Origin of the sequence: Leptospira stimsonii, assembly GCF_003545885.1 — a bacterium.
GTDB classification, from domain to species: Bacteria; Spirochaetota; Leptospiria; order Leptospirales; family Leptospiraceae; genus Leptospira; species Leptospira stimsonii.
In genome coordinates, this window is record NZ_QHCT01000003.1 from 279,873 (window position 1) to 305,902 (window position 26,030).

The window sequence follows — 26,030 nt, forward strand, 5'->3', positions numbered from 1 at the left end:
AATCGATGATCAAAAAAATTCCCGTAAATCTCAGGATTCTCTCGACCTATATCCTGGGTTTTCTAATTCTTTTTTTCGTCTACAGACTCTTTTTCTTAGGGGTTTTTTATTCTAAGATAGAATCCGCTACTTTTTTCGAAATCGCTCTGAGTTTTCTCGTGGGAGTTCGATTCGATCTTTCCGTTTGCGCGATGTTGCTCGGTCCCTTTTTTATTCTTTCGTCGATCCATCCTCTCAATCGATGGCGAATCTATAATCTATTTTGGGAAATCGGCCCCGTCGTAATTTTTTTCTGGGCGTCCGCCCACCTTATCGGAGACGTTCTCTACTTCGGAGAAACGAACAAGCACCTCGGCTACGAAGGATTTGTGTTTTTAGGACTCGATTTTTTTGTGATTCTCAAATCGTTCTTAGTCGGAAATCCGATTCTCGCAACAATTTCCTTGACCTTTCTGCTAATCGGTTTTCCGGTAACGGTCCTTTATTACATTCGTAAATCATACTATACTTATATTTTGAAAGCACGAAAAGCGGAATTAATTCAACTTCTTTACATCCCTCCTCTCCTGTTTCTGTTGGCCAGAGGCGGATTCCAGGCCAGACCGCTCCGAGCCAGCGATGCTCTCACTTCGAAAATCCACCTCGTAAACCAACTCGCACTCAACGGAATATTTACTTCGATTATGGATCTAAAAAATCAATCCATTCCTCCGAACTTACTCGTTCCGTATCCGAAGGCGATCGAAACCGTAAAAAACGAAATCGGATATTCCGGTGCAAAATTCATCTCGGACGAGTATCCGCTCCTTCGCGAGACGGAGGAGAAAATTTCCGGAAAACCGCCTAACATCGTTTTGATTCTTCTGGAAAGTTGGACCGGAAAATACGCGTTCTCGAACGGGAACTTTCGTCCCGAAGGAAAATTGGTCGCTCCTCATTTCGAAGAACTCGCAAAGGAAGGAATCTACTTTTCCTCCTTTTTTGCAAGCGGAGGAAGGACGACCAACGGACTTCTCTCCACGTTAACCGGAATTCCGGACGGTCCCGGACTGACCGTAGTCAGAAGTCCGCTCGTCCTCAGTCGTTTTGGAGGACTCGGAACCGTTCTAAAAACGATCGGTTATCGGACCCTATTTCTTCACGGTGGAGACGTGAGCTTTGACAATATGAACTTTCTTTTCTCTCATTGGGGATTCGATACCATTTTAGGTCAGGAATATTTCGACTCTCTCAAAAAATACAAACCCGGACCCTGGGGATACTATGACGGAGATTTGTTAAGCGAACTTCACGAAACCCTAATGCATCAGAAATCGCCTTTTCTTGCGGTGACACTTACTCTTACCACACACTATCCCTATCGTACACCGAACGAGAACGATCGTGTTTTTTCGAACACACTTGAGGAAGCGGACTACTTCAACGTCTATCACTACGCAGACGAAGCGATTCATTCCTTTTTTGAGAAGGTCAAGAAGGCACCTTACTTTAAAAATACGGTTTTTATCTTCGTGGGAGATCACGCGCACCATCGAAATCTGGACTACTACGAAGATAGAAATGTCCCTTTTTTGATCTACGCGCCGGGAAAAATCGCCCCGAAAATGGACTCGAGAATTTCTTCGCAACTTGACGTTATACCGACGATCCTTGGAATCGTGGGAAAGAAGGTGCAGTTCTCCGCGATGGGAAGGGATCTTTTAGACCCTCAGTTGAAGGGAGGAAACGCCTATTTTGCATTCGGGAATCTTTTCGGATGGATCGAGGGGAATTGGATCTTTTATAGTTTTACGGACAAGGTTCGAAATTCTTCCTTTTCCATAACTCCAAGAATCGGAGAAACGGAAGAATGTAAGAATGATCCGTTGAAGTGCGAATCTTATCATATCAAAGCAAAATCATTTTGGAACTTAAGTTATGAGCTGATGAGCCGAAATCTTATATATCCGCCAAAAAATTAAAAAACGAAGTAAACCATGAACTTTCAAAAAGAATTCTCAATCGCAAATAACGTGGACGTCGGAAACGAACATCCTCCCGTAATCGTCGCAGAAATCGGACTCAATCACAACAACGATGAAGAGATCGGCAAACAAACGATTGCCGCGGCGAAAAAAGCGGGAGCTCAAGCGGTAAAGTTCCAATCCTACGTAACGGAAGAATTCATAGACGTAAACAATCCTGACTCTAAGATCTTAGTCGATATATTCAAAAAATATGAACTTTCGGAATCGATGCATAGAAAATTCCAGAAAGCCGCCGAAAACGAGGGTCTTATCTTTTTTTCCACACCCCTCTGTGTGAGTTCCTTGCGACTCCTCGAGGCTTTAAAGGTTCCTGCGATCAAGATCGCGAGCGGAGACGTTACGAACAAAACTCTCCTAAAAGAGACGGCAAGAACGAAACTTCCGGTTATCCTATCTTCCGGCGCGGCGGATTTTTTCGAGGTCAACAGGGCCGTTTCTTTTTTGGAAGAGGAAGGGACAACGAAACTTTGTCTTTTACACTGTGTATCGCTCTACCCTACTCCGCCTGAAAAAGCGAACTTAAGAATCGTAGAAACGTTCCGTACTCTTTATCCGTTTCCGATCGGATTTTCGGATCATACTGCAGGAAATGTCGCGGCGACCGTCGCCGTTTCCCTTGGAGCGACGATGATCGAAAAACACTTCACACTCGATAAAAATTTGGACGGACCCGATCATGGAATTTCGGCGAACCCCGAAGAATTAAAAGCCGTTTGCGAAAACGCTCTTCTCGCTTGGAAAATGAGAGGGAATAGAGATAAAAAACCTTGGAAAGAGGAAGTAAACGGAAGATTCTTCGGAAGAAGAGCCCTATACGCGGATAAGGACGGAAACCCGATCGCACTCCGACCGGATCTGACACAAAGAAGCGCCGAATTTTTGGATTCTTGGGAAGTGGAAACGACCAAACACCTAAAAGGTCAAGTCGGAAAACCGTTTCATGTATAAGAATTTCATAATATTTAAAATGAAATTACGCTTAACAAAAATTCTATTCTTGATTCTTCTTTCGCAAGTGTCGATCGAGGCCGCCCCGAATTTCGGAAACTTCGGATCCGAAGTGGACTTTATCGATTTTGGGAGATGGACGACAGCGCCATTCAGTTATTCCGTCTCCTCCGCTTTTTCCGCCGAATACGGCGGTTTTAACCTTTTCGACTCCGATCCGCAAACGCACTGGTATTCCTCGAATCAACCGGGAAACGAATGGATCATCGTGGACTTCGGCTCTAAACGTCTCATCAACGGTCTTGAAATCACAGTTCCTCTTTTTCGAAAAGAAAGAGCGGTTAAAAGATATGAGATCCAGGTTTTGATCCGAGACGAATGGAGAACCATCCTTACGAATGAAAAAGTGGAACTGATCAACCTTCACAAACTTGAAAATCTTGACGCATCCGTTTTAAGAATTTATTTCCCAAATACGACCGAAAGAGGAGTTGTGATCAGCGATCTTAAACTTTTACTAAATCAGAGATTACTCAACGGAATCGAACCGAGACTACGTGGATATACGTTTCCGGTTTTAGGCGGACTCATTCCCGCACTCGACTTCCAACTTCCCAACGCTCCTCGAGTCTATCGAAACGGAGTACATAAGGGAATTGATATATACAAAAAGAAAGATGCGGATGGACAAATTCGAAATCTAAACTTTCAGGATGAGGCCGTCGCTCCGGGAGACGGGATCGTCGTTCGCGCGGATCATTCGTATTCTCCGATGACGTTAGCCGATTACGAATACCATACTTCTCAGTCTCACAAAGGTACGGTTACTTACGTAGAGAAAGATTTCGGCGGAAGACAGGTTTGGATCGACCACGGAAACGGAGTGATGACGAGCTTCAATCACCTCTCCTCCATCAAAAACAATCTGCGGGTGGGAAGCAAAATCAAACAAGGTGAAATCGTTGGAACCGTCGGCAATTCGGGGCTCATCGAAGAAGCGAAAGGTTCGATGGAGAATACGCACCTTCACTTCGAGATTTGGGTGGACGGAGAATTTTTCGGAAACGGAATTCCTCCGGCACAGGTTCGAAAACTTTTGCAGTATTTTTTCAAACGAAGCGGAGCGGATTGAAGAGAAGGGAATCGAAAATTCCACTCTTCTCAATCGTTTTAAAAATGACGATTGAAAGAACACGACCTCCTCTTCTCTTATCCTTTGCTCCGACCCTAATTTTTTAGAAACATTCGTTCTACATCGTTTATCCTAGAATCAGCACGGCCGTTTTTTTGCGTTCTGAGAAGTAGGATAGCAATTCCACTCTCCCTATCCTTCGGAAAATGGACGGTCGAAACAAAAGTGATTCTCCGTAATTTGCGGACCTTCCTTCGCAGAATCGAAGACTTGAAAACGTTCACTTTCGTCACAATGGAATGAAAAAGTGAATGATTCCCATTGTATCGTAGAAAGGCGGGAACTTGGAGAAAAAATTCGGGTTCAACGCCGCATTCGACAGGCATCAGCATTCTTTGGCTTTTCACTTATCTTCGACTTTTTTTCATCTTGTCAGGAAATGGAAACGAAAGATTCAAATCTTTAATCAAAAACCGGAGACGTTTTCTTTGCAGACTCCAACGGTTTGCAAAATTTTTAGAATCATTGCGGGATTGAGGACCGCGAAAGCGATCGATGCGGAGTCAAGAAATTGAAATTCGTACATTATAATATTCTTCTGGGAGACACAATTTCTTGACTGAAGCTGAGAGCGCGGTTATTCTCCGCCCAAGGCGGAGAATAATTCGCCCGAGCATAAGACTGAAGAATTCCATATTCGTCTTTCGTTCGTCTTACATTCAATTTTTAACGCCTACTAGGTTTTTCGGAATCCTTTTTCACTACACAAAGATTGAGTACACAAGCTTACATCTACAAACACATTCAAAATAACGAATACTCGCATTTCACTGCGCTTAACATTTGTGTACCAATCTAAAATTTTCTAAAAAATTTAGAAAAGGGATTGTACTTTCTTTCCGATATTTGATTATGTCCCGTATTGTAAATTCGGTGGAGATTCGCTATGCCAGAGCAATTGCAGAAAATCATTAATAACGTTCGAGAGTTTTTCACAACTCTGGACACGACCAAAAAACTCATCCTCGGAGGAGTTGCGTTAACCGTCATCGTAGCGATCGGGATTCTCTCTACGATCTCTCTGCAAAAGAACCGAGTCGTCCTCTTCAAAGATCTCACGAGTAAGGATTTCGCCGAGGTTACCAAAAAGCTGGATTCTCTCGGTTACCAATACGGAACTTCCGATACGAGCATCATCACCGTCGACCCCGAACAAAGACAAGAGATTGTCACAAAACTCGCTCAGGAAAATTTAATCCCCGCGGGAGTTCAAGGTTGGGAACTTTTCAACGTGGATAAATTCACCGAGACCCAGTTCGACAAGGACATCAAGAAATATCGAGCTCTCAAAGGGGCCATCGAACAATCCTTGATGACACTTCGCTCCGTTGACAAGGCATACGTCAACATCGCATTCCCCGAAGACGAACTCTTCTCCTCAAACGCTTCTCCAGTAAAAGCTTCCGTTATTCTTCACTACATTCCCGGCGTTGAATCTCTTTCCAGAAAGGAAGTAAAAGGGATCGTAAACTTGATCTCGAGAGCGGTTCCGAAGTTAAAGCCGGAAAACGTGAGCGTTGCCGACGCGGACGGTAAGATCATCAGCGATTTCGAAGAAGATCTCGAAAAGGAAAGGCTCGAACTCAGAATCGTTCAGGAAAAGTTAAGAATCGGCGAAGAACAAAGAATCCAAAGATTGATCGATATGAGAAACACACTTCGTTGGCTTCTCGGGGGCGAAGAAAGAGTCGACATTACACGTTTTGAATATAACTTAAACTGGGACAAAGAATCCTATAAAGACAACTCCGTTTCTCCGGTCGTCGCGATTCCCGATAACCCGAACACTCCCTACTCCGAATTAAAACTCGTGGACGGTTATTCTTTGAAAGTCTCTTCCAAAGAAACCAAAGAAGACTTCAAAGGAAGAGGATTTACTCCGGATGGTCCCGCCGGAACCGAGCCGAACATTCCTCCCGGATACAAGGATACGGACTATCAAAAATCCGAATATAGCAAATCCGAAAACGTCAATAACTACGAATTCAACAGAAGAGTTTCCGAAGTTCAAAAACAACCTTGGAAAGTCGAGAAGATCAACCTTTCCGTCGTGATCGACGGGATGTGGGAAAAGAAAGAAAAAGAAGACGGAACCGGATACGAAAGAAAATACATTCCGGTTTCGGACGACGAACTCAGACAAATTCGGAAGAACTTAGAAGCCGCGGTCGGTCTCGATAAAGCGAGAGGGGATCAGATTTCCGTAATCACGATTCCAAAAGACAGATCGGCTCAGTTCGCCGCGGAAGACGAAGAACTCCGCAAGCAGAAAGCGATCCGCCAAATGATCATCGCGTCTTTGATCATCATTCTTCTCCTCATCGTAAGCATCCTGGTTTACAGAGCGGTTAAGAAAGAAATCGCAAGAAGAAGAAGACTCAGAGAAGAAGAACTCGCGGCTCAACAGCAGATGATGAGAGAAGCGGCCCTCCGAGTCATGGACGAAGGTGGTGCGGAAGTGGAACTCTCTCTCGACGAAAAGTATCGAAGAGAACTCCTCGAAAACGCGATCAACCTCGCAAGGGAAAAACCGGAAGAAGTCGCACAGCTTCTCCGCACTTGGCTCTCTGAAGAGGAAGCAAGCTGATGAATTCCCTGTCGTCCAGACAAAATAGAGCGGGAAGTCTTCTCCGGATCTTGGGAGAACATCTCCCTCCGGAAGTCTACCGCCACTTAGGTCCGGAGACGACGGGGAAACTTCTCGAGACGTTTCACAAAACGGGAAAACCCGATTCCAAGGAAGAGAGAGAAATTCTCTCTTCTTTCTTAGGTTCTCTTTCCAAAATTCAGAGAGAGGAGAATATAGATCCCGAAAGTCTCAATCTGATTCGGGAACTGGAAGCTCTTCTCAAAGAAGAGAAAGAGGAAAGAGATCTCTTACAAGACCTCAAACAGAAAAGCGCGGAAGAAATTTCCAGAATCGTTTCGGGTGAGAATTCGGATCTGATCGCCTTGGTTCTTTGTTTCGGAAACCCGGACGCGTCCGCCGCGGTGTTAAACGACTTCCCCGAATCGAGAAAAGAAGAAATCCTCATCCAAATCCATGATCTCGACCTTTCCAGCGAGTATGAGAAGAATCGCCTGGAACGCTTTCTGAAGTTCAAATTAGAAGCGCTCGCTTTGGAAGAGAAGAGCCTTCCGACTCGAAACCAGAGAGGAAAAAAGGCCGCGGACCTTTTGGGAAGACTCAATCCCGGAGATTCTCAAAAAATCTTCGATCGAATCCGCGAGAAGAGGCCCGGTTTTGCCGAAAATATAATTGAACACTTCTTTCGGATGGAAGATCTGTTATTCTTAGAAAGAGAACCTTTGAATAGATTCTTTTCTTCTTTTCATCCGATCGTTCTCGCCTGTGCGCTCAAAGGCACGGAGACGGAAATTCAGCTCCGGATTCTTGAAAAATTAGAACCGGCTCTGAGCGCTTCGATTCGCCTGGAATCCGATTCCATGGGTCCGATCAGTCTCGCGGAAATGGAGACGGCTCAGAATGGAATTCTCGAAAGACTCCGGGAAGAGATCGAGGAAGGAAGTATCAAATTTTGGAGAGCTACGTAACCGATGGCCAAACTCGTCTTTAAACCGATTCAAATCGCTGACATCAAAGATCAGGTAGAATTAGCGATTCCTGATAAATACAAAAAATTTCACAGAGACGAGGACGCCGAAGAGTTCGAGGTAGACCAAGAAGGAAATATCATCGAACAATATCAGGGCCCTTCGATCGAAGAGATCGAAGCGGAACTGAGCCGTTATCGAGAAGAGAACGAAGAACAGGTTCGTAAACTTCTCGAAGACGCGAGAAAAAAATCGGAAGAGATCGAGGAAGAAGGACGCAAGCGCGCCTTCCAGATGATCCAAGATTCCAAAGAAAAAGTTAAATTAGAAGAAGATACCGGAAAAGCAAAAGCGGAACAGATTCTCGACCGTGCGAAGATGGAAGTCGAGAGAATGATCAAAGAAGCCGAGATGAAGGTCGCGGAGATCGAACACGAGGCTTACTTAAAAGGTTACGATGCCGGACGAGAAGTCGGTTTCAAAAAAGGTCAAGGTGAAGTTCGAAGACTCATCGACCGTTTGGGAACCATCGTCGGTAAGGCGATCGATATTCGAGAAGAAATCATTCAGGCGTCCGAGAAACAGATGGTCGAGATGATTTTGATCATCGCGCGAAAAGTGATCAAAGACGAGATCATTGAGAGAAAGGAAATCGTTCTCAACAATATTAGAGAAGCCTTAAAGAGAATCAAAGACAGAGACCGAGTGGATATTCGGGTCAACTTCGCGGACTTGGAACTCACGACAGCTCACAAAGACGAACTTATCAAACTTATGGAATCTCTTCGCAAGGTCAATATCTACGAAGATTCGCGTGTGGATCGTGGAGGTGTTATCATCGAGACGGACGTGGGAGCGATCGACGCGAGGATTTCAACTCAGCTCAAAGAAATCGAGGAAGCCATTCGAAATGCGGAGCCGATCTAAAAAGGGACTTTTTTTTGGGGAAAATTTCGAGGTCGTTTCTCCGTCTCCTTTTTCTGAATTTGTTTTTAACCAAGACATTCTTCTCCCTTCTTATCGATCTCCCGGGTTTTCCGGGAGATCTTTTCTTTTTTTGGGAGCTCCCACATGGTTCGGGAGTGAAATTTTTGATCCGTTTCAGTTCCAGCTTAGGAAAGTTTTTTTGAACTTTGAAACGAGTGTGAGATCCTACGTTTCGCGAAAAATCTCTCCACTCGAAGAAGGGAGATCTGTTCCCTTTCGTCTTGCCTCTTCCGATTGTGGGGGCTACGACAACTCTTCTGTGAAAAAGTCGGCGCCCCACCCTAAACCTGGGTGGAGGGGTGAGGGGGCGGGGAAAATTCCGAAATTTTTCTCTATCACAGAATTCTCATTTTTGCAAAGTTTTTTTACTCACCTACCTCTTGTAGGAACTCCTACAAACTTGGTTCCAAAGCGAAAACTTGCATGTGACGGAAGCCGAGATTTCGCAAAAAGGATTCTCCAAAAGAGAATTCAAAGAGTAAGGTTGAATTCGAATCTTCGTCGGAATTCCGACAAAGGTAAAATTCAAAGATTTAAATTTACGAAACTCGCTTTTTGTGCTAAGGAAAACTCGTTCGTTTTTTTCCCGCCAGCCCACCTCCACCACCCAATCAGGGAGGGGCGATCCGATTTCACGGAGGACCGTCGTATGTACGACAAAGGCCTTTCTCAAGAGAGGCTCATCTATCTCACTCGTTCTCTCCTCTTCATTAGAGACATAATTCTTTTATTTTCGCATAGATACTTGACTTTCCGACAAATCCTGGATACCAAGAGATAATTCCGAAGACCTCCTATGATTGAAAAGAAATTTCACGAGAAAATAGACGTCATGTCCAAATATTTCCTGATTATGGATCGGACGGAAACGATCCGGAAATCCGGCAAAGTCATTCGTGTTTCTGGAAACGTCATCTATTCAGAAGGTCCTCCGGATTCTAAAATTGGCGAACTCATGGATGTCCAAAAGAGCGGAAAAGAAGGATATCTCCAATGCGAGATCGTCGGGTTCGAGGGACACGTCTACACTCTTATGCCCCTCGGCCCCGTGGAAGGAATCTATCCAGAAGCCTTTGTCTTTTCCTCAGGACGCAAACTCTCCATTCCAGTCGGGAAAGAACTCCTAGGTCGGGTCCTCAACGGTGTAGGAAGACCCATCGATAAAAAAGGTCATATTATCACAAAGGAAGAGCGCCCTCCGGACGCCGAAGTCCCGAATCCACTGGACCGTCCGATCATCCGAGACATCCTCATGACCGGGGTTCGCGCAATCGATGGAATTCTTACCATAGGAAGAGGACAGAGAGTTGGAATTTTCTCCGGCTCGGGAGTTGGTAAATCCAGCCTCTTAGGAATGATCGCGCGCTATACGGATGCGGACGTAAACGTAATCGCCCTCGTCGGAGAGCGCGGACGAGAAGTAAACGAATTCATAGAATTAGATTTAGGAAAAGAAGGACTCCAAAAATCCGTCGTCCTCGCGGCGACCTCCGATTCTCCCAAGATGGAACAAGTCAACTGCGCCCTCCTCGCTACCGCTATCGCGGAATACTTTCGAGATCAGGGAAAACACGTAAACCTCATGATGGATTCCTTGACAAGATTCGCGCAAGCCAACCGAGAAATTTCCGCTTCGAATCATGAACCTCCGATCACGAGAGGTTTTAGCTCCTCCGTCTTTTCTAAACTCGCCAAGCTCGTGGAACGTTCCGGAACATCCAAATCCGGCGGAACCATCACCGGTTTTTACACAGTCTTAACCGAAGCGGATGAAATGGAAGATCCAGTTGCAGACGCTGTTCGAGGATATATCGACGGACATATTATCCTCAGCAGAAAGCTCGCGGAAAGAAATCATTATCCTGCAGTCGATATCCCGGCTTCGCTCTCGCGCGTCATGGCAAGAATCGCACCGGAAGATCAAAACCTAAGAGCAGGAATGATTCGAGAACTCATCAGCGTCTATAATTCCGCTGAAGAATTGATCCGCCTGAACGCCTATGTATCCGGTTCCGATCCAAGAGTCGATATGGCGATCCGAAAGAAGGATAAGATCGATCGTTATCTGAAACAAAAGATCCATGAAAGAAGCACTTTCTCGCAAGCAGTCAAAGGCCTAAAAGAAATTTTAGAAGAAGAACAAGAAGACGAGGAATTCTAATCCCTTGAAACGTTTTGAATTCAGCCTGGAACCAGTTCTCAATCTTAGAAAGAAGAAGGAAGACGAAAAACTCAAAGCGTTTTCCCTAGTTGCAGGCGAAATCAACCAGATTCGAAACGAGATCCTGGAGAATGAAAAGCAGATCGACCTTCTCACGGGAGAATCCTATTCTCTCCACGGAGCCTCTCTGAGAGACTACCAACTGCACCAAGGTTATATCCGCTCTCTTATTACCCAAAACGAAAATTTAGAATCGGATATCGATAAGAAAAAACCGGAACTCGATTCGAAAAGATCCGAATTGATCCTCGCGCAGAAAGATCGAAAGATATTAGAAATCTTAAAAGACAATCAATATAAACAATATCGAAAACTTTATTTTAAAAAAGAGAAATTCGAACTCGAAGAACATTATAATCAGCTAAAATCCATCCAATGGAGAGAAATCCGTGAATCCACTCAATCTGAACCGCCTCCGAGAATCTTTACATTCGATACGGGAACAAACGCAGAAAGCGCAAACGACGACGCAGGGCTCTCAGAGCTTAAAAAACTCTACGAGCGATTCAAAAAGTGAATCGATCTTTCAAAAGATCTTGAATGCGACTTCCGGAAATTCTTCCGTACCTCCGGATTCTATGCTTAGCCTTCAGAAGAAAATCACCGATTTTCAATTGAAGGCGGAAGAATTGGAAAATAAAATCAGCAGGAATCGGATCGACCTAAAGGTTTAATATGGCATCGTTAAGCGACAAAGCAAGAGCCACCTATCTGGTGCTTCTCATCTTCTTTCTCTTAGGAATCGGTTTTTTCGTTTTTGATTACTTTCAGATCATAAATGCCTCCGATATTTTTCCCTTTTTGAGAAAGGAACCTGGCCTCGTGAATCAGGACAACGAGTCCCCTTCCGAACTTCAAAAGCTGGAATTTACGAAGGCTCAAGAAAGATTTGCGGAAGAATTGGACGAGCTTGAAAAACGAAAGGCCGAACTCCTCGCGGAAAAAGGGCGACTGGAAGCGGAGATGGAAAAACTCGAAGAGATGAGAAAAGGTCTTATCACAAAAGAGAAAGACATGAAATCTTCAGAAGCGGAAAAAAATAGCCGCCAGAAATTGGTAAAAGTGCTCGCCGATAAAGTCGGGAATATGCCTCCTGATTCCGCAGTAGGGATGCTCTTAAACTGGCCTGATGGAGATATCATAGACGTTTTTATTCAGATGGACAAGGACGCTGAAGACGAAGGGAGACCTACCATTACCACCTATCTTTTGACCCTCTTCCCTGCGGATAGAAGAGCGATGATCACTAACAAATGGCTCAGTCGATCAGGTGGAATCAAAACACCCGGAATTCCGGACGACGCAGTCGAAGCAAATCCATAACGGAGAAAAAGATGAAACAATATTATAAATTCCTAACTCTTTTTTGCGCTTTTTTCTTTCTGGTTCCACTTTCTATTTCAGGAAAGAAAAAAAACGGCCCTCCTCCGAAAGTAAGCGGTTACGAACTTGTTTCCAATCCTTCGGCGGCCTTTGGAAAGACCATTCAGATCGCCGGAACCGTCTCGGAAATTCTTTATAAAGGAAACTCGATTCGTTTTGTAGTTTATTTTTCAGGAAAACCGGTCGCGTTAGATTCGGATGCCCCTTCCTTGATTTCAAATGTGCAAGTGGGAAGCTCCGTTTCCGTTTGCGGATTCTACCTCAAGGATAGAGAACTCAAAGCGAATGGAGTCGCGACGACGATGCCTTTTATTCTAGTCGACTCTCCAGATTGCAGATAACGTAGAAATAAAAAAACGGTTTTTGCAAAAATCGGAATGTTAGAAAATATTCCGCTCGACCGCCCCGACTGACAGGCCTTACCCGAGAAAGACCTGGAAATCAGGGAAAGAATTCGTTAAGAATTTTCTCTTCTTCCTTTAGAAAGGAACCTTCGTGTTTTTCGATTTCGTGAAGTCTACTTTCCAAAATTGAAAATTTCAATTCCTTACCTTTGGAGAAAATAAAAACATCGTATTTCACCTCGGGGATTCGATGTTCATTGGAAGAACAAGTCGTGATATGCCGATAGGGAATTCCGATTTGGAAAGAATTTCTTGCTTCACGAAATTCCTTCGCGAGATTTTCCAGAAAAGGATATGGATCTAAGTTCGTTTTTTTTTCCGCCAACTTCTTCGATTCCAAAAACAGATTCGGAATTTTCTTTAAACGTTTTAAAAGTTCTTTCGAGTCATTTTTAATCATTTTTCTCTCACCAAAAGATACGGAAGTTTGGAAAAAAAGAAGGGAACTTGCGAAAAAAATTAATATACGGCGGATCATAAATTCGATTGGGATAAAACTCAAAAAAGAATTTCAGTCCGAAATAAAATATGCTCATCCGATAAAAAACCTCCCCCTGTCGGAACTCCGACCCCGCCGAAAAAGCGCGTGGGCCCCACCCTGATCTTGGGTGGAGGGGTGAGGTGGCGGGAAAAATTCGCAAAATCTGCCATATCGGAAAATGAAAAATCTTCAAGAAAAAAAGACGTTCCCCGTTTTGTAGGAACTCCTACATGAACGTAAAAAAGAAATTGACCCGATTCTCATTTCGATTTCGAAAATACGATTTCTTCCAATTCCTTGAGAGCCGTTTCCAAATCGTCGTTCACGATCTTAAAATCGAATTCGTCTTGGCGACGCAATTCTTCTTTTCCATTACGAATTCTCTTCAAGATGTTTTCTTCCGAGTCGGTCCCACGACCTCTCAATCGTTTCTCCCACTCTTCTTCATTCGGTGGAAGAATAAAGATAGTCACGATTTTCGAAGGTAGTTTTTCTTTGATGATCTTCGCGCCTTGGACGTCAATATCCATGATCACCGAAGCTCCTTTTTGAAACGCGTCTTCGATAAATTTTAGAGGCGTTCCGTAATACTGGTCATGGACGATAGCGTATTCTAAGAAAGCGGATTCAGAGATTCCCTTTTCAAATTCTTCTCTGGAGAGAAAATGATACGTTACTCCTTCCTTATCCCCGGGACGAGGGGAACGAGTGGTGCAGGAAATGGAAAACAAAATTTCCGGATGGTTCTCACGAAGTTTCTGTATCAGGGTCGACTTCCCTCCTCCGGCGACGGAAGAGAGAACAAAAAGTTTAGGAGAATTCAGTCTAGTTCTTCCTCTTCGGATGCGATGGAATTGTCTCGGGACTCGATTCTTCTTGTAAGAGATTCTACTCTTAAATTGGAAAGAATCAGATGATTGCTGTCCGTCACGATAATCGAACGGGTCTTTTTACCTTGAGTCGCGTCGATCAAACTGTTGTTCGTCTTTGCCTCATTTCGAATCCTTTTTGCCGAAGCAGAATCCGAATGAATGATGCTTACGATCTTAGAAACCAGAACGATATTCCCGAATCCTACGTTCAATACGCTAAACTGGGACATCAGAACCTCCTATTTCTATCTAACCTGAATCTTTCTATGATATCCACTTCTCCAAGCGCCAAATCCAGTGCGTCGGAAATTTCTTCATGGGAATATTTTCTTTTTAAAAGGAAAACAACTTTCTCGATTTTTGTGGAGTCTTCTCCCACTTCCAATAATGCGGCTTCAGCGGAAATCTTCGCCGAATCAGGCTTAGGCGGTTTGTAACCGGTCACGTTCTCCTGAAGAATTCTTCCGAAATCCGATTCTTTCGATTTTAGATTATCTTTGAAGTTTGCTATTCCGCCTAACGCACTCGGATTTTCTTCTACGGGTGAAAAAGGATCCTCATCCAACGAAATATCGAGGGTCGTGTTTCTTGTTCCGGGGAAGTAATCGTTCGCCTCGGATTCTTTTTGGGCTACGGCTTTGATTTCTTGGATCCCAAAAAATTTTCTCACTCCCTTGCCGATCGTCTCCAATACCAAATTCGACGTGGAACCGGGAACAACTTCTTCCTGCGTTTTTGCCTGTGCAGTTTCTTTTTTGATGGGCTGAATCTTAGGAGCAGACTTTTGGGAATACGGATTGGTTTGGGACAACGGGGATCTTTGTTGTTTCGGAGTTTCGAACTCTTCCTCTTCCTTGATGAGTTCCAAATTCTCCTTATAGATATTTCCGATACCTTTTTGAACGAAACCGGAGACGCTCGCATTCAGGTTTTTTTCATATGGTTTTGATACATCTTGAAACGGTAAGCTCATCGAAAAAGAAGAATCATTCTTCAAAGTGGAGGTTTCATTTTGAATCGTATTGAGGATCCCCGGGGTGGTAGCTTGCTCGATTCTTTTTACCAGTTCTTCCACTTTCAACGTCATTTCTTTAAAGGTTAATATTCTCGATCCGATCAGATCCACTTGTCTCATCGATTCCGTTTCCAGTTCGTCCACGAAATCTCGAATCTCCTCGTTGATCTTCTTTAACATGTGTGTCCGGATTCTTTCCGTGACTTTGGATGTAATCGTATAATACAGCACCACCGAAATGACGGCGTTGATCGCTAAAACTGCAAAAAGCTCCATATCTTTTCCCCCGGAACCGTCTCCAACAACATTCCCACGGAAATAAGATTAAGCGAAGAATTCGATTCTACCTCGGTTGGCAGGTGCGTTAGTCGCCTTTTCACCGCCCGCAGAGTATGTGACCAATTCTGACTGACCTTCCGATGCGGGTTTGTATGTTTTGAGTTTGTCCCGGATCTGGTCGATTTTCTGATTGCGAGCGGAGACCATTCTTTCCCTGGATTCCGGAGAAAGGGAGAACACGTCGGTGTACAGCTCGACCGCGTATTTTCTGGTATCATTGTACTCTTTTACGACCCGAGCCGTTTCGGAGATCGTATGGGGCATGGTAAACGGGTTTTCCACCTGTTGTCTCCGAATCATGTCCGGAGCCTGTCCATAGCCTAAAAGAGTATCACTGAGGCGCATCCTATGGTTTAATTACCACGGTTTCGTTTTTTTCTCCAGTCTTTTTTATTGTCCGGATCGGGATCTTCGTAAGGCACCTGACGGATCATCCCGTTCTCTTCGACAAACGTCTTATTCTTGATCTCATTTCGTGTTTTAAAATCCGAATTCCGGATCTTCATCGTAACTCCACCATAGAGGACTTTTTCGATGCTGATCTTACCGTGGGAAGATTTCTCTTCCATATAGTTCTTGAGATTGCTGATCTCTGTCTCAAATTCCTTGATCCTAGAATCCAGTTTTTCCACGGCTTTCTGCATTTTCACCAATTGGTTCTGATGGTCTTCCGTAAACGAGGCCGGATCGGATTCCTTTCTTGCCTGCAGGGTCTTGAGACTCTTAAATACCTGTTCGTGTTTGGACTGGCTCTCGTGCATCTTCGCTTCGTAGTCCGCGATTTGTTTGAGCACTTTCGGATCGATTCCGACCACGAGTTCGGTCGCAGGGTTTGCGGAAGAGCCGATACTTCTCGCACCGATGAGTTCGGAGGCACGCACCGTTCCACCCACGATTTGCCCACGTTTTCCATTGCAGAGAATCTTTCCTCCGGCGCTTACAAACGAATGAAGAATTCCTTCCTGAACCAGAACGTCCTTTTCCGTGATTACGGTCGCACTCTGAATAAACTTAGCGATGACGTTTCCACCTGTGGATTCGATATGGGCTTCTTCCCTTCCGGAAATACCCTGACGAATGATAATGTCTCCATCGGCTTCCACTCTTGCCTTCTGAACCGTTCCGTAGATTTCGATATTACCGGCGGCTTTCACGGAATAATTATCTTCCACGTTACCCGTAATTACGATCGAACCTAAGAACGTGACGTTCCCCGTTTTGATACCGACGTCCCCGTTCACTCTGTAGACCGTTTCGACGGATAATCTTCCGGTGGCGAAAACTACCTGACCGTTGACTTCCGCGGTAAGTTTACTTCTGTCCTCGGAAAGAATCGTCCCCTTTCCTTGTTTGAGATCCGTGTCGATTCCATCCTTCGCGGGAAGGAGCTCGTTAAAAAGAGTTCGTCCGTATTTCCCTTTTTCGGCGGGAATTTTTTCAGCAAGAAGCTGACCGACGACGACGTTCTCGATCAGATCGAGATCCTTGAAATCCACTCTTCCGGTTTCGTCTTCCCGAAAAGAAACGTTTTTACTCGTCCGGACGTGATAGATGATCTGAGCGTTTTTGCCGTTGATCGGATAATCTCCTTCCGCGGCGAGAAACGGTTGATTGAAATATTCTTCTTCGAGTTTTTTTTGAATCTCTTCTTCTTTGAATCCGTATTTGACTCCGGCGTTTTTGAGATGATTGACGACATCCTTCACGTCCAAATCCCTTCCGCCCGGTCTTGGAGGAAGAATCGTGACTTTCGCCTTCATCTTATCGGGAGTGATATCCAAGATCATCTTGGCTTCCATTCCCTGTCTCGGTTTTTGTTCCGAGATCATCACCGCCTCACCTTTAGATTCCTTCACGAGTTTACGGACGAGTTTTTCGTCTTCTACGGAAACACCTTTTAGAGAAAGTTTTTTCGTAACCTCGTCCATTTCAACGTGACGACCTTCGCCTAACGGTGGAAAAACGGTGAGATAAACTCCGTTTCTGAAAATTTGGACGAGTGATCTTCCGTCCTTGTCCTTCGGTTGGATGAATTCTTTGAGATCCTTGGAAACGAGTTTTCCGGAACCACCGGTCAGCTTTTTGTCGAGTTCGGTGAGCTCGTCTAAGAAATTATCCTCCGGAAGAATGGAAACGCGGATATGCCAGGGCTCGTGACCGAAAAGTTTTTTCTTTCCGCGTTTGAGAACGACGTAATCCAACTCGTGAATTTGTTTTTTGAGATGTTTAGCGGCGAGTCGGAGAGAGTTTTCAAGCGTGTCCCCGTAGACTTCCACCTGCTCTTTCTGGATTCGATCCAGTTCCCGGCCTTGGTCTTCTAAAAATGGAATCAGGGAACCCATATAGATTTGTATCCTGGTAAATAAATTCTTTACTTACGAGTGATGACTGATTTCACTTTTCCGAGTTTGCTTCTCAAACGAGAAACCGCTCTTGTATGAAGTTGGGAAATCCTGGATTCGGTTACTTCCAGAACTTCTCCGATTTCTTTCAAAGTGAGATCTTCATAATAGTACAATACGATGACTTTCTTTTCCTTTTCAGGGAGAGTTTTGATTGCTTCTACGATTACGTTTTTGATTTCTTCTTTTTCGATGATCGTATCCGGATTCATATTCATCGGTGATTCGAGGGTTTCCATAAAAGAAACTTCGTCGTTCTCATCTCCGAGAAACCAGATATCGTTCAAAGAAACGAGAGAAGTGCCGCTGATCTTGGTTAGAAGAGTGTTGTATTCTTCCATCGAAATGCCCAGCTCTTTTGCGATGGCTTCGTCGTCCACCTGCTGGCCTTCTTTGTTTTCCAACATTCCGATAATCTGTTCGAGTTGTTTTGCTTTTTGTCGGATGGATCTCGGAATCCAATCGATCGATCGAAGTTCGTCAAAGATACTTCCTCGAATTCGAGTCATCGCATAGGTCTTGAATTTGATCAAACGATCCGGATCGAATTTTTCGATCGCATCTAAGAGTCCGAAAACTCCGTACGAAACGAGATCGTCGAACTCGACGTTTTGCGGCATTCCGATCGCGATTCTACCCGCAACGTGTTTGACTAAGGGAGAATATTTTTCTACGAGGTAAGCTCGGATGTCCTGATCTTTGGTATCCCGATAGGATTTCCATAGTTCCGTCTCATCCTGCTGGTTATATTTATCATACTTTTTGGACATAAGCTCGGATCTGGAAAAACCTTGACCTTCATTCTAAAGTGTCGAGCTTCTCAGAAAATTGCAATAGCATTTTTTGAGGCAAAAACAGGGAAATCAAGCAGTTTTTTGTCTCATTGCGATTCTGAGCCGTTTTGTACAATATTTAGGAAAGAAATTGTTACTTTTCTCCCATGTCGTCTTTCGCAAGCATCGTTCGAATCGCTTCGGCCATCAGTTTCGGTTCGTTTTTGATCGCTATATTTTCGACCATGATATGATCTCCAAAGTTGCCGTTTTTCTGACGTTTTGGAGTCGCGGAAGCAAAGACTTCGGAAGAAGAAGGACCGTCCGCGGAAGCCGTAGCAAACTCGGAATCCCCGGCTTGACTTGAATAATCCCGAAATCCTGAGCCTCCGGATCCTTCGTCACCGGAAGAAGAAGCAGAGGAAAATTCTCCCGTAAGATTGGAGAGGAAATCTAAGAATTCAGGAACTTTCATTTCCAGAATCGCATGTACACCAAAACCGAAAACGGCAAAGGCAAGCGTGGAAAGAATGGAGACTAAAATAATATGACCGACTTGGTTCCCTGCCAGAAATCCGCAGATCGGGCTAACGATGAGCGCGATGACGGCAAAAACCGCGATGAATAAAACCTGGAGATTCAAGGACTATTCTTCGTCGTCCTTGAGTTCTTTTTCTCGGACGTCCATAAAGTTGAAGAACTTTTTGAAAAAGCCGCTGATTCCGGCGTCTTCCAAGGGTTCCATTTCCTGATTCAAAAGAGAATACGTTATGCGATTCAGACAGGCCGCGGCTTTACTTTTCGGAGAATTGATGATATACGGCTTTTGTTCCCGAATACTCTTCTCCACTTCCTCGTCCTGAAAGATAAATCCGAGGTTTTCCACTTTGACTTCCAAAAATTGTCCGCTGATATCGATCACTCGGTCGGCGACTTTTTTTCCTTCGATCGCGCTTCTCACCCGGTTCACGACCATCTTTAGATTCTTATCTCGGCTTTGAGATACGATCGCTTTGATGAGTCCGTAAGAATCGGTGATCGCAGTCGGTTCCGGCGTTGTCACGACGATGACGTCGTCCGCAGGAAGCGTAAGCCCGATTACGTTTGAACTGATTCCGGCACCGGTATCGATGATCATAATATCATAATTATCTAATTCGGAAAAACCTTTGATCAGAGTGTTTCTCTGGGTATCGTTTAGGTTCGCAAGTTGGGAATAACCCGAAGCCCCGGCGATGATATCCACACCCTCCGGAGTCTGGATTACGATATCCTTGAGGCTCTTATGGCCTTTTACGACGTGATAAAGATTGTATTTGGGAATGATCCCTAAGATAACGTTTACGTTTGCAAGACCTAAGTCACCGTCGAATACGAGGACCTTCTGACCCGCCCGTGCCATAGAGATAGCAAGGTTCACGGAGATGGTGCTCTTTCCAACTCCTCCCTTCCCCGAAGCGATCGCAATGATCTTAGTCGTGGGCTTTCTGGATGATAGAACTTTTAGACTCGTGTTCCCCTCGGTGAGTTTCCGTAAATGAGTCGCCTGGTCCATTCTTTACCTCTTTCCAGCCTGATCGGAATCAGCCACCAGCAACGGTGAAGACTTCTCCTCTCAGCTCAGCAATTTTCTCCGGAATTACAACACATTCAGCCATGAGCTTTTTATCGGCAGGAAGTATATCAAAAGGAACTTCTTGCCCCACGCTAAAGTATGTGAAACTCTTAGAGTATGTATCGGCCAGTTCGAGAAAACCACCTAAAAAATCTGCCTCATCCAATTTGGTGAGAAGAATTCTTCGATAGTTCAAAGACTCATAGGCTTTCAATACCGTACTTGTATGATGATAGGAAGAAGTCGCAGAAAGGACAAGAAGATTTTCCACCGAGTCTTTTTCTCCAAAACAGGAAAGAAAAGAATTCATCCTTTCGAGTTGTTCCAGATTTCGATGGCTGTAACCGGCAGTGTCGATGAGGATCAATTCGGATCCGTCTCGGGCCAGAGTTTCCTTAAACTTTTTTATGTCTTTTACGGGATAGAACGGCATTCCCATCGTGTCTGCGTACCGTTTGAGTTGTTCGATTGCGGCGATTCTATAGTTGTCCGTCGTATAAAGCGAAACGGATTTTCCCATATGAAGGAAATATTTTGCCGCAAGTTTGGCAACGCTGGTCGTTTTGCCGGAACCAGTCGGTCCCACTAAAAAGACCACTTTTCGCTGATTCTTTCCTGTACCTCTAAAAAGATCGGAATCCACGCTCACCCTTTCCTTCAAAACTTCAATGGCCCTTTCTGAAACCGCGTGATTACGACCTTGATCGATCGGGGAAAGTCTCTCTTCGACTTTTGAAAGAATCTCGTCCACATAGGTTTGGCTCATTCCTTCGCGAACCCATCTCTCGCCCAGTCTTGTCAAGGGAGAATCCTTTCTTCCTCGAACAGGGGATGTCTCTTTCGAAGTTCGAGAAGTTCGATCCAAGAGTTCCTTCTCGAAGGAGATTCCCACTCTTTCGGGTTCGGTCGTGATCTCTTCCAAGTCCCAGTTGTCCTCGGCAGTCAGAGTCGCGGTTTCTCTTTCTTCCAGAGTTCGAGAAAGAGGTTTTAAGGTCTGAAGAGTTTTTTTCCTCTCCGGAGCCGCATAGGACTTTTGTTTGAGAAGGTCTTTTAAATCCTGAAGTTTTCGTTCGATCTTTTCCCGGGAAGCCTGTTTTTCGGGAATTCCAATCTGAATTTCGATCACCTTCTTTGCGAGAAGTCCCGTGCCCATCACACCACCTTCGGTGACGACAGTCTGCGAAATCACGGTCGCCTCTGGACCGTATTTCATTTTCATTTCCATTAAACAGTCTTGGTAACTTTTTCCGCGAATTTTAGCAAACTCCATGTTTGACTCCTTGATTTTTCTGATTCAGAAAAATCGAATATTCTAATAATTTCATACTTCTTCCCCGACTCCGGCAGTCGCAGTCTGTGTTTGAGGAAGTTTGAGTTCCGCTTCGATCACCGAATCCACGGAAGAATGAATTTCTTCGTAGGCGAGAACTCCAAAATTGCGAGGAGGAAATTCCTTTGCGAGCAGATACGAAAAAGGAAGTCTGACTTCTCTGTTGACCACAAAGATCGGGAACTTTCCTTCCGTTCTAAAATTGCGGTAGAGTTCGGCGACCCCATCGATCAACCTTCTATAAAAATCGGGTGGAAGAGAAAGGACGTCTCGATTTTCGATTCGGTCTTGTGTGATCGACTTGTTCAGACGATCCAAGATTCTACTTTCTAAAGTGATCACTCGCAATTTGCCGTCCATAGAAAGATAGTCTCGAACCACGGTTCTTGAAACCGACTGACGGACGAGTTCCGTGAGAATGTAAGGATTCTGATATTTGGAAAGATTGTTTGCGATCGATTCTAAGATCGGAACGAGGTTTCGAATTCCCAATCCTTCTCTGAGAAGATTCTGCAATACTTGTTGAATGATTCCCAAATTACCCGGTTTATCTGCGTCCAATTCATTGACGAGGGTCGGGTACGTCGCTTTGTAGTGATCCAGAAGTTTTTTGACTTCTTCACGACCGAGCAAGGTGGACGCGTGTGTCGCGAGGAGTTCCTTAAGATGTGTGACAACGACCGTGGACGCGTCGACGACTGTGTAACCCTTTGCTTCCGCTTCGGACTTGTCTTCGGAAGAAATCCATTTTGCCTTTTGTCCAAAAGACGGTTCCAAGAAATCTTCTCCTTGGATCGCTTCCGCATTTCCCGGACTCGTATTGAGGGCCATGAGTTTGTCCGGTTTTACGGTCGAAGCTCCCACTTCGGTTCCGTTGATCTTAATCGAATACGTATCCGGATTGAGATCAAGATTATCTAATATTCTTACCGGAGGTATGACGACCCCGTTGTCTTGGGCGAATTTTTTACGCAGGTTGCTGATCTGATCCAAAAGCGCCCCGCCCTGGGAAGCGTCGACTAACGGAATGAGATGATAACCGACTTCGATTTCGATCGGATCGGTTCGAAGCTCTTCGTAAAAATCTTTCGGCTTACGATCCTGACCGGATTCTTTCTCTTTTTTCTCGATCGACTCAAGTTGCTCTTTGACCGTTTGTTCGAGAGAATATCCCAAGTAGGCGATTCCAGAAGAGAGGATGAGGAGAGGAAAAAAGGGAAGACCCGGGATAAATGCCGAAAATCCCAAACTTCCCGCAACGACATAGAGAACCTTAGAATTGCTGAAGAGTTGGTTTTTGAACTGAGTAGCAAGATCGGATTCGGAACCCGAACGAGTTACGATGATACCGGTCGCAACCGTTGTCAGAAGCGCAGGAATCTGAGAAACGAGACCGTCACCAATGGTAAACTTTCCGTAGGTTTCGATCGCTTGTGTGAAGGATTCTCCTCGAATGGAAGCTCCGATGATCACTCCACCTAACAAGTTGATGGCGGTAATGATCAGACCGGCTCGGACGTCCCCTTGGACGAACTTACTCGCTCCATCCATGGATCCGTAGAAATCGACTTCCGCTTCGATCTTCTTTCTTCTTTTTTTGGCTTCTTCCTCGTTGATGTTTCCGGAAGAAAGTTCCATGTCGATGGCCATCTGTTTACCGGGCAAGGCATCCAAAGTGAATCGGGCCGCAACTTCGGAGATCCGAGTCGCACCTTTTGTGATCACCAAGACCTGAACGAGAACCAAGATGATGAAGATGATGAAGCCGACTACATATTTGGAAAGGCCGGATTCGCTTCCGATGATAAACGAACCGAATGCATCGATGATACTACTGTTCATCGCCGGACCTTTCGAAAGAATCTGACGAGTCGTAGAAACGTTGAGCGCAAGACGATACAAAGTAGTGATCAAAAGTAAACTCGGGAAGATCGAAAAATCAGCCGGTTCCTTTACGGAGAGTGAGGTCAAGAGCACCAAAAGCCCTATCGCCAAACTCACAATAATCAAAATATCTAATATAAATCCTGGAAGAGGAATGACCAACATGGCAACGATTGCCACGGCGCCCACTCCTAAAATTACGTCCGACTGATTCCACCATTTCTTTTCCATAGTTTCCTCTTACACAGCTCTCCGGAAAGATTCAAGACGGGAGAGAATGGTTGCGATCGCGCGATAGAATTGTTGTGGAACTTCCGCGCCGAGTTCCACTTCCTCGTAAAGACCTCTTGCTTGCAGACGATCTTCAATCGTAGGAACGCCATTTTCTCTTGCGATACGAATGATCAGAAGCGCGAAGTCATCCACACCCTTAGCGACGACGATCGGAGCCTTGTGAATTCCCGGTTTGTATTCCAGAGCCACCGCGAAGTGAGTCGGGTTTGTGATGACTACGTCTGCCTCGGGAACTTTCGCGAGCATCTTACGTTTGTTCATCATATCTCTTGCAAGTTGTCTTCTTCTTGCTTGCAGAGAACGATCCCCGTCGGATTCCTTGGCTTCTCTTTTGGCTTCGGAAGGAGTCATCTTTAAGGATTCTTCATATTCGTATCTTTGATACAAATAATCCACGACGCTGATCGCGAGAAGAATGATTCCCACGACGAGGAAGATCTTAAAGGAAGTGCTCATGATAAGAGCCACCGCTTGTTCGAGTCCCATCTCTCCCGAAAGAAGGATCGGGAAGAAATCTCGACTGATGATGATATAAGAAACCCAACCGATGAGTCCGACCTTCGCGAGCGATTTCCCCAAGTTGAAGAGCGTCTGACGTGTCGGGAGGACTTTCTTAAAATTGGGAGCCACTCGACTAAAATTAAAACTCAGAGCGCGGGGTGCGAACATGAATCCCACTTGAGCGACGTTTCCTATGACGGCTCCGACCAAAGTGATTCCGAGAAGGGGCCAGAGAAGAGTAAAGAGATCCGTGGACGCATTCTTCAAGAGTTCCGTTACGGATTCGGAGCTGATATCGGTGCGTTGTCCGACACCGTGAATGTATTTGCGAAGAATATAAAACGTTCTCATGAAGAAGTATTCTCCCATGAGATAAACAAGAACCACACCCGCGAGAAGAACAACCGCGGCCGGGAGTTCCGGTGATTTGGGAACGTTTCCTTTTTCGCGTTCCTCTCTTCTCCTTCGTTCCGATCCGGGTTCGGTTCGACCCTCGTCTTCCGCCGCAAAGAGCTGGAGGTCGATTTTAAAATCGGACACGTTAGACGAAATAGGAATGGGTTCGTAAAATCGAAAGAAGGCCCCCGCTTCGATTCGAAAAAAATCAAGAATGGAAAGAAATATTTTTAGGAGCATGTGGGAACTCCTACAAGATCGGGGAGGAAGAATTCTTCTTGAAAAAAGGGGTTTTCTGTGATAGAGAAAAATCTCCCGATTCTTCCCACCGCCTCACCCCACCACCCAAGATTAGGGCGGGGTGCGAACGTTTCACGGAAAAAGTCGGAACTACGACAGATCTCCCCTGCTTTTCGAAAAGATTTTTCTTTAGAATGAAATGTTACGGTCGGAATTCCTACGACGCCTCTGAGAGAAATTTTCCCTTGAAAAAAGGGGATTCCTGTGATAGAGAAAAATCTCCCGATTCTTCCCACCGCCTCACCCCACCACCCAAGATCAGGGTGGGGCGCGAACGTTTCACGGAAAAAGTCGGAACTACGACAGTTTTGCAAAAGGAGTCGTCTCATTGTTGGGGCCACTCCTGGAGCATCAGATTCAATTTATCAAATGACAAATCGAATGCCGCTCCCATCTGAGAGACGAGATAAGGAATGATAAAGATCATCACGATCAAACCGATCGTCACCTTGATCGGAAATGAAAGTTGAAGAATATTCAACTGCGGAGCGGCCTTCCCCATCAGAGCTTCCGAGACCGTCACCAAGAGAATGATCCCTAAAACTGGCAGTGATAACTTGAACGCGACAAGAAACATCGCTCCCACCGCATTTTCTATCGCCTTATAAATTCCGTTTTGAATTTCAGGAGCGAAACTGAGCACTTGAATCTTTTCAAAAGAATATGCCAGGCTCTCGAACATGATCCGATAAGCGCCTAACGTCAAAAAGAGAATCATTCCCAAAAGATTCTTTAAAGTGCTGATTACGGGCAAACTCGTCTGAGTCACCGGGTCCAAAATCTCAGCGTAACCAAAACCCAACTGAACGTTAAAAAATTCTCCGGCCATCTGAAAGGATGCAAAGATCAAGCTGATCATAAATCCGAGAAGAACTCCGATCAAAGCCTCTCCGATGACAACGAGGCCGTAACTTCCCATATCTCCGGGAACGGGAGGTAAAAATCCGGCAGTCACCGGAAATAAAATGACAGAAACCAAAAAGGAAAAAATCATCTTCTGCGGAACGCTGATCGAAGGATAAGAAAAGATCGGCGCAACCGACAAGAGTCCCATCAACCTAGAAAGGATGAGAAGGAAAACTTGAAAATGATTGATAAAGTATTCCATAAT

Annotated in this window: 23 protein-coding genes; 10 read left to right on the forward strand and 13 right to left on the reverse strand. The window is 45.0% G+C overall.

The features are described 5' to 3' along the window. Window positions 1-5: 5 nt before the first annotated feature. The 10 genes from DLM75_RS12570 to DLM75_RS12625 all read left to right on the forward strand — a co-directional run bounded on the left by DLM75_RS12570 (window position 6) and on the right by DLM75_RS12625 (window position 12,654). Entirely contained in the window at window positions 6-1,961 is a 1,956-nt protein-coding gene (locus tag DLM75_RS12570; RefSeq protein ID WP_118968855.1) for an LTA synthase family protein, read from the forward strand. Window positions 1,962-1,976: 15 nt separating this feature from the next. Next, entirely contained in the window at window positions 1,977-2,975 is a 999-nt protein-coding gene (locus tag DLM75_RS12575; RefSeq protein WP_118968856.1) for an N-acetylneuraminate synthase family protein, read from the forward strand. Beyond that, on the forward strand, window positions 2,968-4,107 hold the full coding sequence (locus tag DLM75_RS12580) for a M23 family metallopeptidase (RefSeq protein ID WP_118968857.1): 1,140 nt from the start codon (window positions 2,968-2,970) through the stop codon (window positions 4,105-4,107). The genes DLM75_RS12575 and DLM75_RS12580 overlap by 8 nt, the downstream gene beginning before the upstream one ends. Window positions 4,108-5,053: 946 nt before the next feature. Then, window positions 5,054-6,754, forward strand: coding sequence for a flagellar basal-body MS-ring/collar protein FliF (gene fliF, locus DLM75_RS12590; RefSeq protein WP_118968859.1), 1,701 nt, complete (start codon window positions 5,054-5,056; stop codon window positions 6,752-6,754). Then, complete coding sequence (locus tag DLM75_RS12595) at window positions 6,754-7,722, forward strand: FliG C-terminal domain-containing protein (RefSeq protein WP_118968860.1); 969 nt, start codon at window positions 6,754-6,756, stop codon at window positions 7,720-7,722. The genes fliF and DLM75_RS12595 overlap by 1 nt, the downstream gene beginning before the upstream one ends. Before the next feature lie 3 nt (window positions 7,723-7,725). After that, window positions 7,726-8,649, forward strand: a complete 924-nt coding sequence (gene fliH / locus DLM75_RS12600; protein ID WP_118968861.1) for a flagellar assembly protein FliH — start codon at window positions 7,726-7,728, stop codon at window positions 8,647-8,649. Between the two features lie 856 nt (window positions 8,650-9,505). Continuing rightward, the gene (gene fliI, locus DLM75_RS12610) at window positions 9,506-10,870 is read left to right on the forward strand and encodes a flagellar protein export ATPase FliI (protein WP_118968863.1); all 1,365 of its coding nucleotides are present in this window, start codon (window positions 9,506-9,508) and stop codon (window positions 10,868-10,870) included. A 4-nt stretch (window positions 10,871-10,874) separates the two neighbouring features. Continuing rightward, the gene (gene fliJ, locus DLM75_RS12615) at window positions 10,875-11,447 is read left to right on the forward strand and encodes a flagellar export protein FliJ (protein WP_118968864.1); all 573 of its coding nucleotides are present in this window, start codon (window positions 10,875-10,877) and stop codon (window positions 11,445-11,447) included. 158 nt (window positions 11,448-11,605) lie between these two features. Further along, window positions 11,606-12,253, forward strand: a complete 648-nt coding sequence (locus DLM75_RS12620; protein WP_118968865.1) for a periplasmic-type flagellar collar protein FlbB — start codon at window positions 11,606-11,608, stop codon at window positions 12,251-12,253. 11 nt (window positions 12,254-12,264) lie between these two features. Further along, complete coding sequence (locus tag DLM75_RS12625) at window positions 12,265-12,654, forward strand: TOBE domain-containing protein (RefSeq protein ID WP_118968866.1); 390 nt, start codon at window positions 12,265-12,267, stop codon at window positions 12,652-12,654. A gap of 100 nt (window positions 12,655-12,754) precedes the next feature. On the opposite strand, the gene DLM75_RS12630 is transcribed toward DLM75_RS12625, so the two are convergent. The 13 genes from DLM75_RS12630 to fliR form a co-directional block, all read right to left on the reverse strand. Continuing rightward, entirely contained in the window at window positions 12,755-13,117 is a 363-nt protein-coding gene (locus DLM75_RS12630) for a hypothetical protein (RefSeq protein ID WP_147456631.1), read from the reverse strand. A gap of 341 nt (window positions 13,118-13,458) precedes the next feature. Then, entirely contained in the window at window positions 13,459-14,022 is a 564-nt protein-coding gene (locus tag DLM75_RS12635; RefSeq protein WP_118968868.1) for a guanylate kinase, read from the reverse strand. After that, window positions 14,019-14,300: a DUF370 domain-containing protein gene (locus tag DLM75_RS12640; protein WP_069607657.1), complete on the reverse strand. Its 282-nt coding sequence runs from the start codon at window positions 14,298-14,300 to the stop codon at window positions 14,019-14,021. The genes DLM75_RS12635 and DLM75_RS12640 overlap by 4 nt, the downstream gene beginning before the upstream one ends. Continuing rightward, window positions 14,300-15,361, reverse strand: coding sequence for a hypothetical protein (locus DLM75_RS12645; protein WP_118968869.1), 1,062 nt, complete (start codon window positions 15,359-15,361; stop codon window positions 14,300-14,302). Before DLM75_RS12645 ends, DLM75_RS12640 begins: the two co-directional genes overlap by 1 nt. A gap of 48 nt (window positions 15,362-15,409) precedes the next feature. Beyond that, window positions 15,410-15,769: a hypothetical protein gene (locus DLM75_RS12650; RefSeq protein WP_118968870.1), complete on the reverse strand. Its 360-nt coding sequence runs from the start codon at window positions 15,767-15,769 to the stop codon at window positions 15,410-15,412. A gap of 8 nt (window positions 15,770-15,777) precedes the next feature. Further along, window positions 15,778-17,766, reverse strand: a complete 1,989-nt coding sequence (locus DLM75_RS12655; protein WP_118968871.1) for a FapA family protein — start codon at window positions 17,764-17,766, stop codon at window positions 15,778-15,780. A gap of 29 nt (window positions 17,767-17,795) precedes the next feature. Next, window positions 17,796-18,596 (reverse strand): RNA polymerase sigma factor WhiG, encoded by an 801-nt coding sequence (gene whiG, locus DLM75_RS12660; RefSeq protein ID WP_118968872.1) that lies wholly within the window; start codon window positions 18,594-18,596, stop codon window positions 17,796-17,798. A 157-nt stretch (window positions 18,597-18,753) separates the two neighbouring features. Beyond that, a complete protein-coding gene (locus DLM75_RS12670) occupies window positions 18,754-19,242 on the reverse strand; it encodes a hypothetical protein (RefSeq protein ID WP_118968874.1) in 489 nt (162 codons plus the stop codon). Window positions 19,243-19,245: 3 nt separating this feature from the next. Then, window positions 19,246-20,154 carry a MinD/ParA family protein gene (locus DLM75_RS12675; protein WP_118968875.1) on the reverse strand — a complete coding sequence of 303 codons (909 nt, stop codon included), beginning with the start codon at window positions 20,152-20,154 and terminating at the stop codon, window positions 19,246-19,248. Between the two features lie 28 nt (window positions 20,155-20,182). Continuing rightward, window positions 20,183-21,484 (reverse strand): flagellar biosynthesis GTPase FlhF, encoded by a 1,302-nt coding sequence (flhF, locus tag DLM75_RS12680; RefSeq protein WP_118968876.1) that lies wholly within the window; start codon window positions 21,482-21,484, stop codon window positions 20,183-20,185. Between the two features lie 51 nt (window positions 21,485-21,535). Next, window positions 21,536-23,659 carry a flagellar biosynthesis protein FlhA gene (gene flhA, locus DLM75_RS12685; protein WP_069607665.1) on the reverse strand — a complete coding sequence of 708 codons (2,124 nt, stop codon included), beginning with the start codon at window positions 23,657-23,659 and terminating at the stop codon, window positions 21,536-21,538. 9 nt (window positions 23,660-23,668) lie between these two features. Beyond that, on the reverse strand, window positions 23,669-24,859 hold the full coding sequence (locus tag DLM75_RS12690; protein WP_346725273.1) for an EscU/YscU/HrcU family type III secretion system export apparatus switch protein: 1,191 nt from the start codon (window positions 24,857-24,859) through the stop codon (window positions 23,669-23,671). A gap of 385 nt (window positions 24,860-25,244) precedes the next feature. Beyond that, window positions 25,245-26,027: a flagellar biosynthetic protein FliR gene (gene fliR, locus DLM75_RS12695; RefSeq protein ID WP_118968877.1), complete on the reverse strand. Its 783-nt coding sequence runs from the start codon at window positions 26,025-26,027 to the stop codon at window positions 25,245-25,247. Window positions 26,028-26,030: the final 3 nt, after the last annotated feature.

Bases quoted from the DNA above. Each gene is read 5' to 3' on its own strand.
- DLM75_RS12570 (WP_118968855.1), top strand. From the start codon at position 6: ATGATCAAAAAAATTCCCGTAAATCTCAGGATTCTCTCGACCTATATC.
- DLM75_RS12575 (WP_118968856.1), top strand. From the start codon at position 1,977: ATGAACTTTCAAAAAGAATTCTCAATCGCAAATAACGTGGACGTCGGA.
- DLM75_RS12580 (WP_118968857.1), top strand. From the start codon at position 2,968: ATGTATAAGAATTTCATAATATTTAAAATGAAATTACGCTTAACAAAA.
- fliF (WP_118968859.1), top strand. From the start codon at position 5,054: ATGCCAGAGCAATTGCAGAAAATCATTAATAACGTTCGAGAGTTTTTC.
- DLM75_RS12595 (WP_118968860.1), top strand. From the start codon at position 6,754: ATGAATTCCCTGTCGTCCAGACAAAATAGAGCGGGAAGTCTTCTCCGG.
- fliH (WP_118968861.1), top strand. From the start codon at position 7,726: ATGGCCAAACTCGTCTTTAAACCGATTCAAATCGCTGACATCAAAGAT.
- fliI (WP_118968863.1), top strand. From the start codon at position 9,506: ATGATTGAAAAGAAATTTCACGAGAAAATAGACGTCATGTCCAAATAT.
- DLM75_RS12620 (WP_118968865.1), top strand. From the start codon at position 11,606: ATGGCATCGTTAAGCGACAAAGCAAGAGCCACCTATCTGGTGCTTCTC.
- DLM75_RS12625 (WP_118968866.1), top strand. From the start codon at position 12,265: ATGAAACAATATTATAAATTCCTAACTCTTTTTTGCGCTTTTTTCTTT.
- DLM75_RS12630 (WP_147456631.1), bottom strand. From the start codon at position 13,117: ATGATTAAAAATGACTCGAAAGAACTTTTAAAACGTTTAAAGAAAATT.
- DLM75_RS12640 (WP_069607657.1), bottom strand. From the start codon at position 14,300: ATGTCCCAGTTTAGCGTATTGAACGTAGGATTCGGGAATATCGTTCTG.
- DLM75_RS12645 (WP_118968869.1), bottom strand. From the start codon at position 15,361: ATGGAGCTTTTTGCAGTTTTAGCGATCAACGCCGTCATTTCGGTGGTG.
- DLM75_RS12650 (WP_118968870.1), bottom strand. From the start codon at position 15,769: ATGCGCCTCAGTGATACTCTTTTAGGCTATGGACAGGCTCCGGACATG.
- DLM75_RS12655 (WP_118968871.1), bottom strand. From the start codon at position 17,766: ATGGGTTCCCTGATTCCATTTTTAGAAGACCAAGGCCGGGAACTGGAT.
- whiG (WP_118968872.1), bottom strand. From the start codon at position 18,596: ATGTCCAAAAAGTATGATAAATATAACCAGCAGGATGAGACGGAACTA.
- DLM75_RS12675 (WP_118968875.1), bottom strand. From the start codon at position 20,154: ATGGACCAGGCGACTCATTTACGGAAACTCACCGAGGGGAACACGAGT.
- flhF (WP_118968876.1), bottom strand. From the start codon at position 21,484: ATGGAGTTTGCTAAAATTCGCGGAAAAAGTTACCAAGACTGTTTAATG.
- flhA (WP_069607665.1), bottom strand. From the start codon at position 23,659: ATGGAAAAGAAATGGTGGAATCAGTCGGACGTAATTTTAGGAGTGGGC.
- DLM75_RS12690 (WP_346725273.1), bottom strand. From the start codon at position 24,859: ATGCTCCTAAAAATATTTCTTTCCATTCTTGATTTTTTTCGAATCGAA.
- fliR (WP_118968877.1), bottom strand. From the start codon at position 26,027: ATGGAATACTTTATCAATCATTTTCAAGTTTTCCTTCTCATCCTTTCT.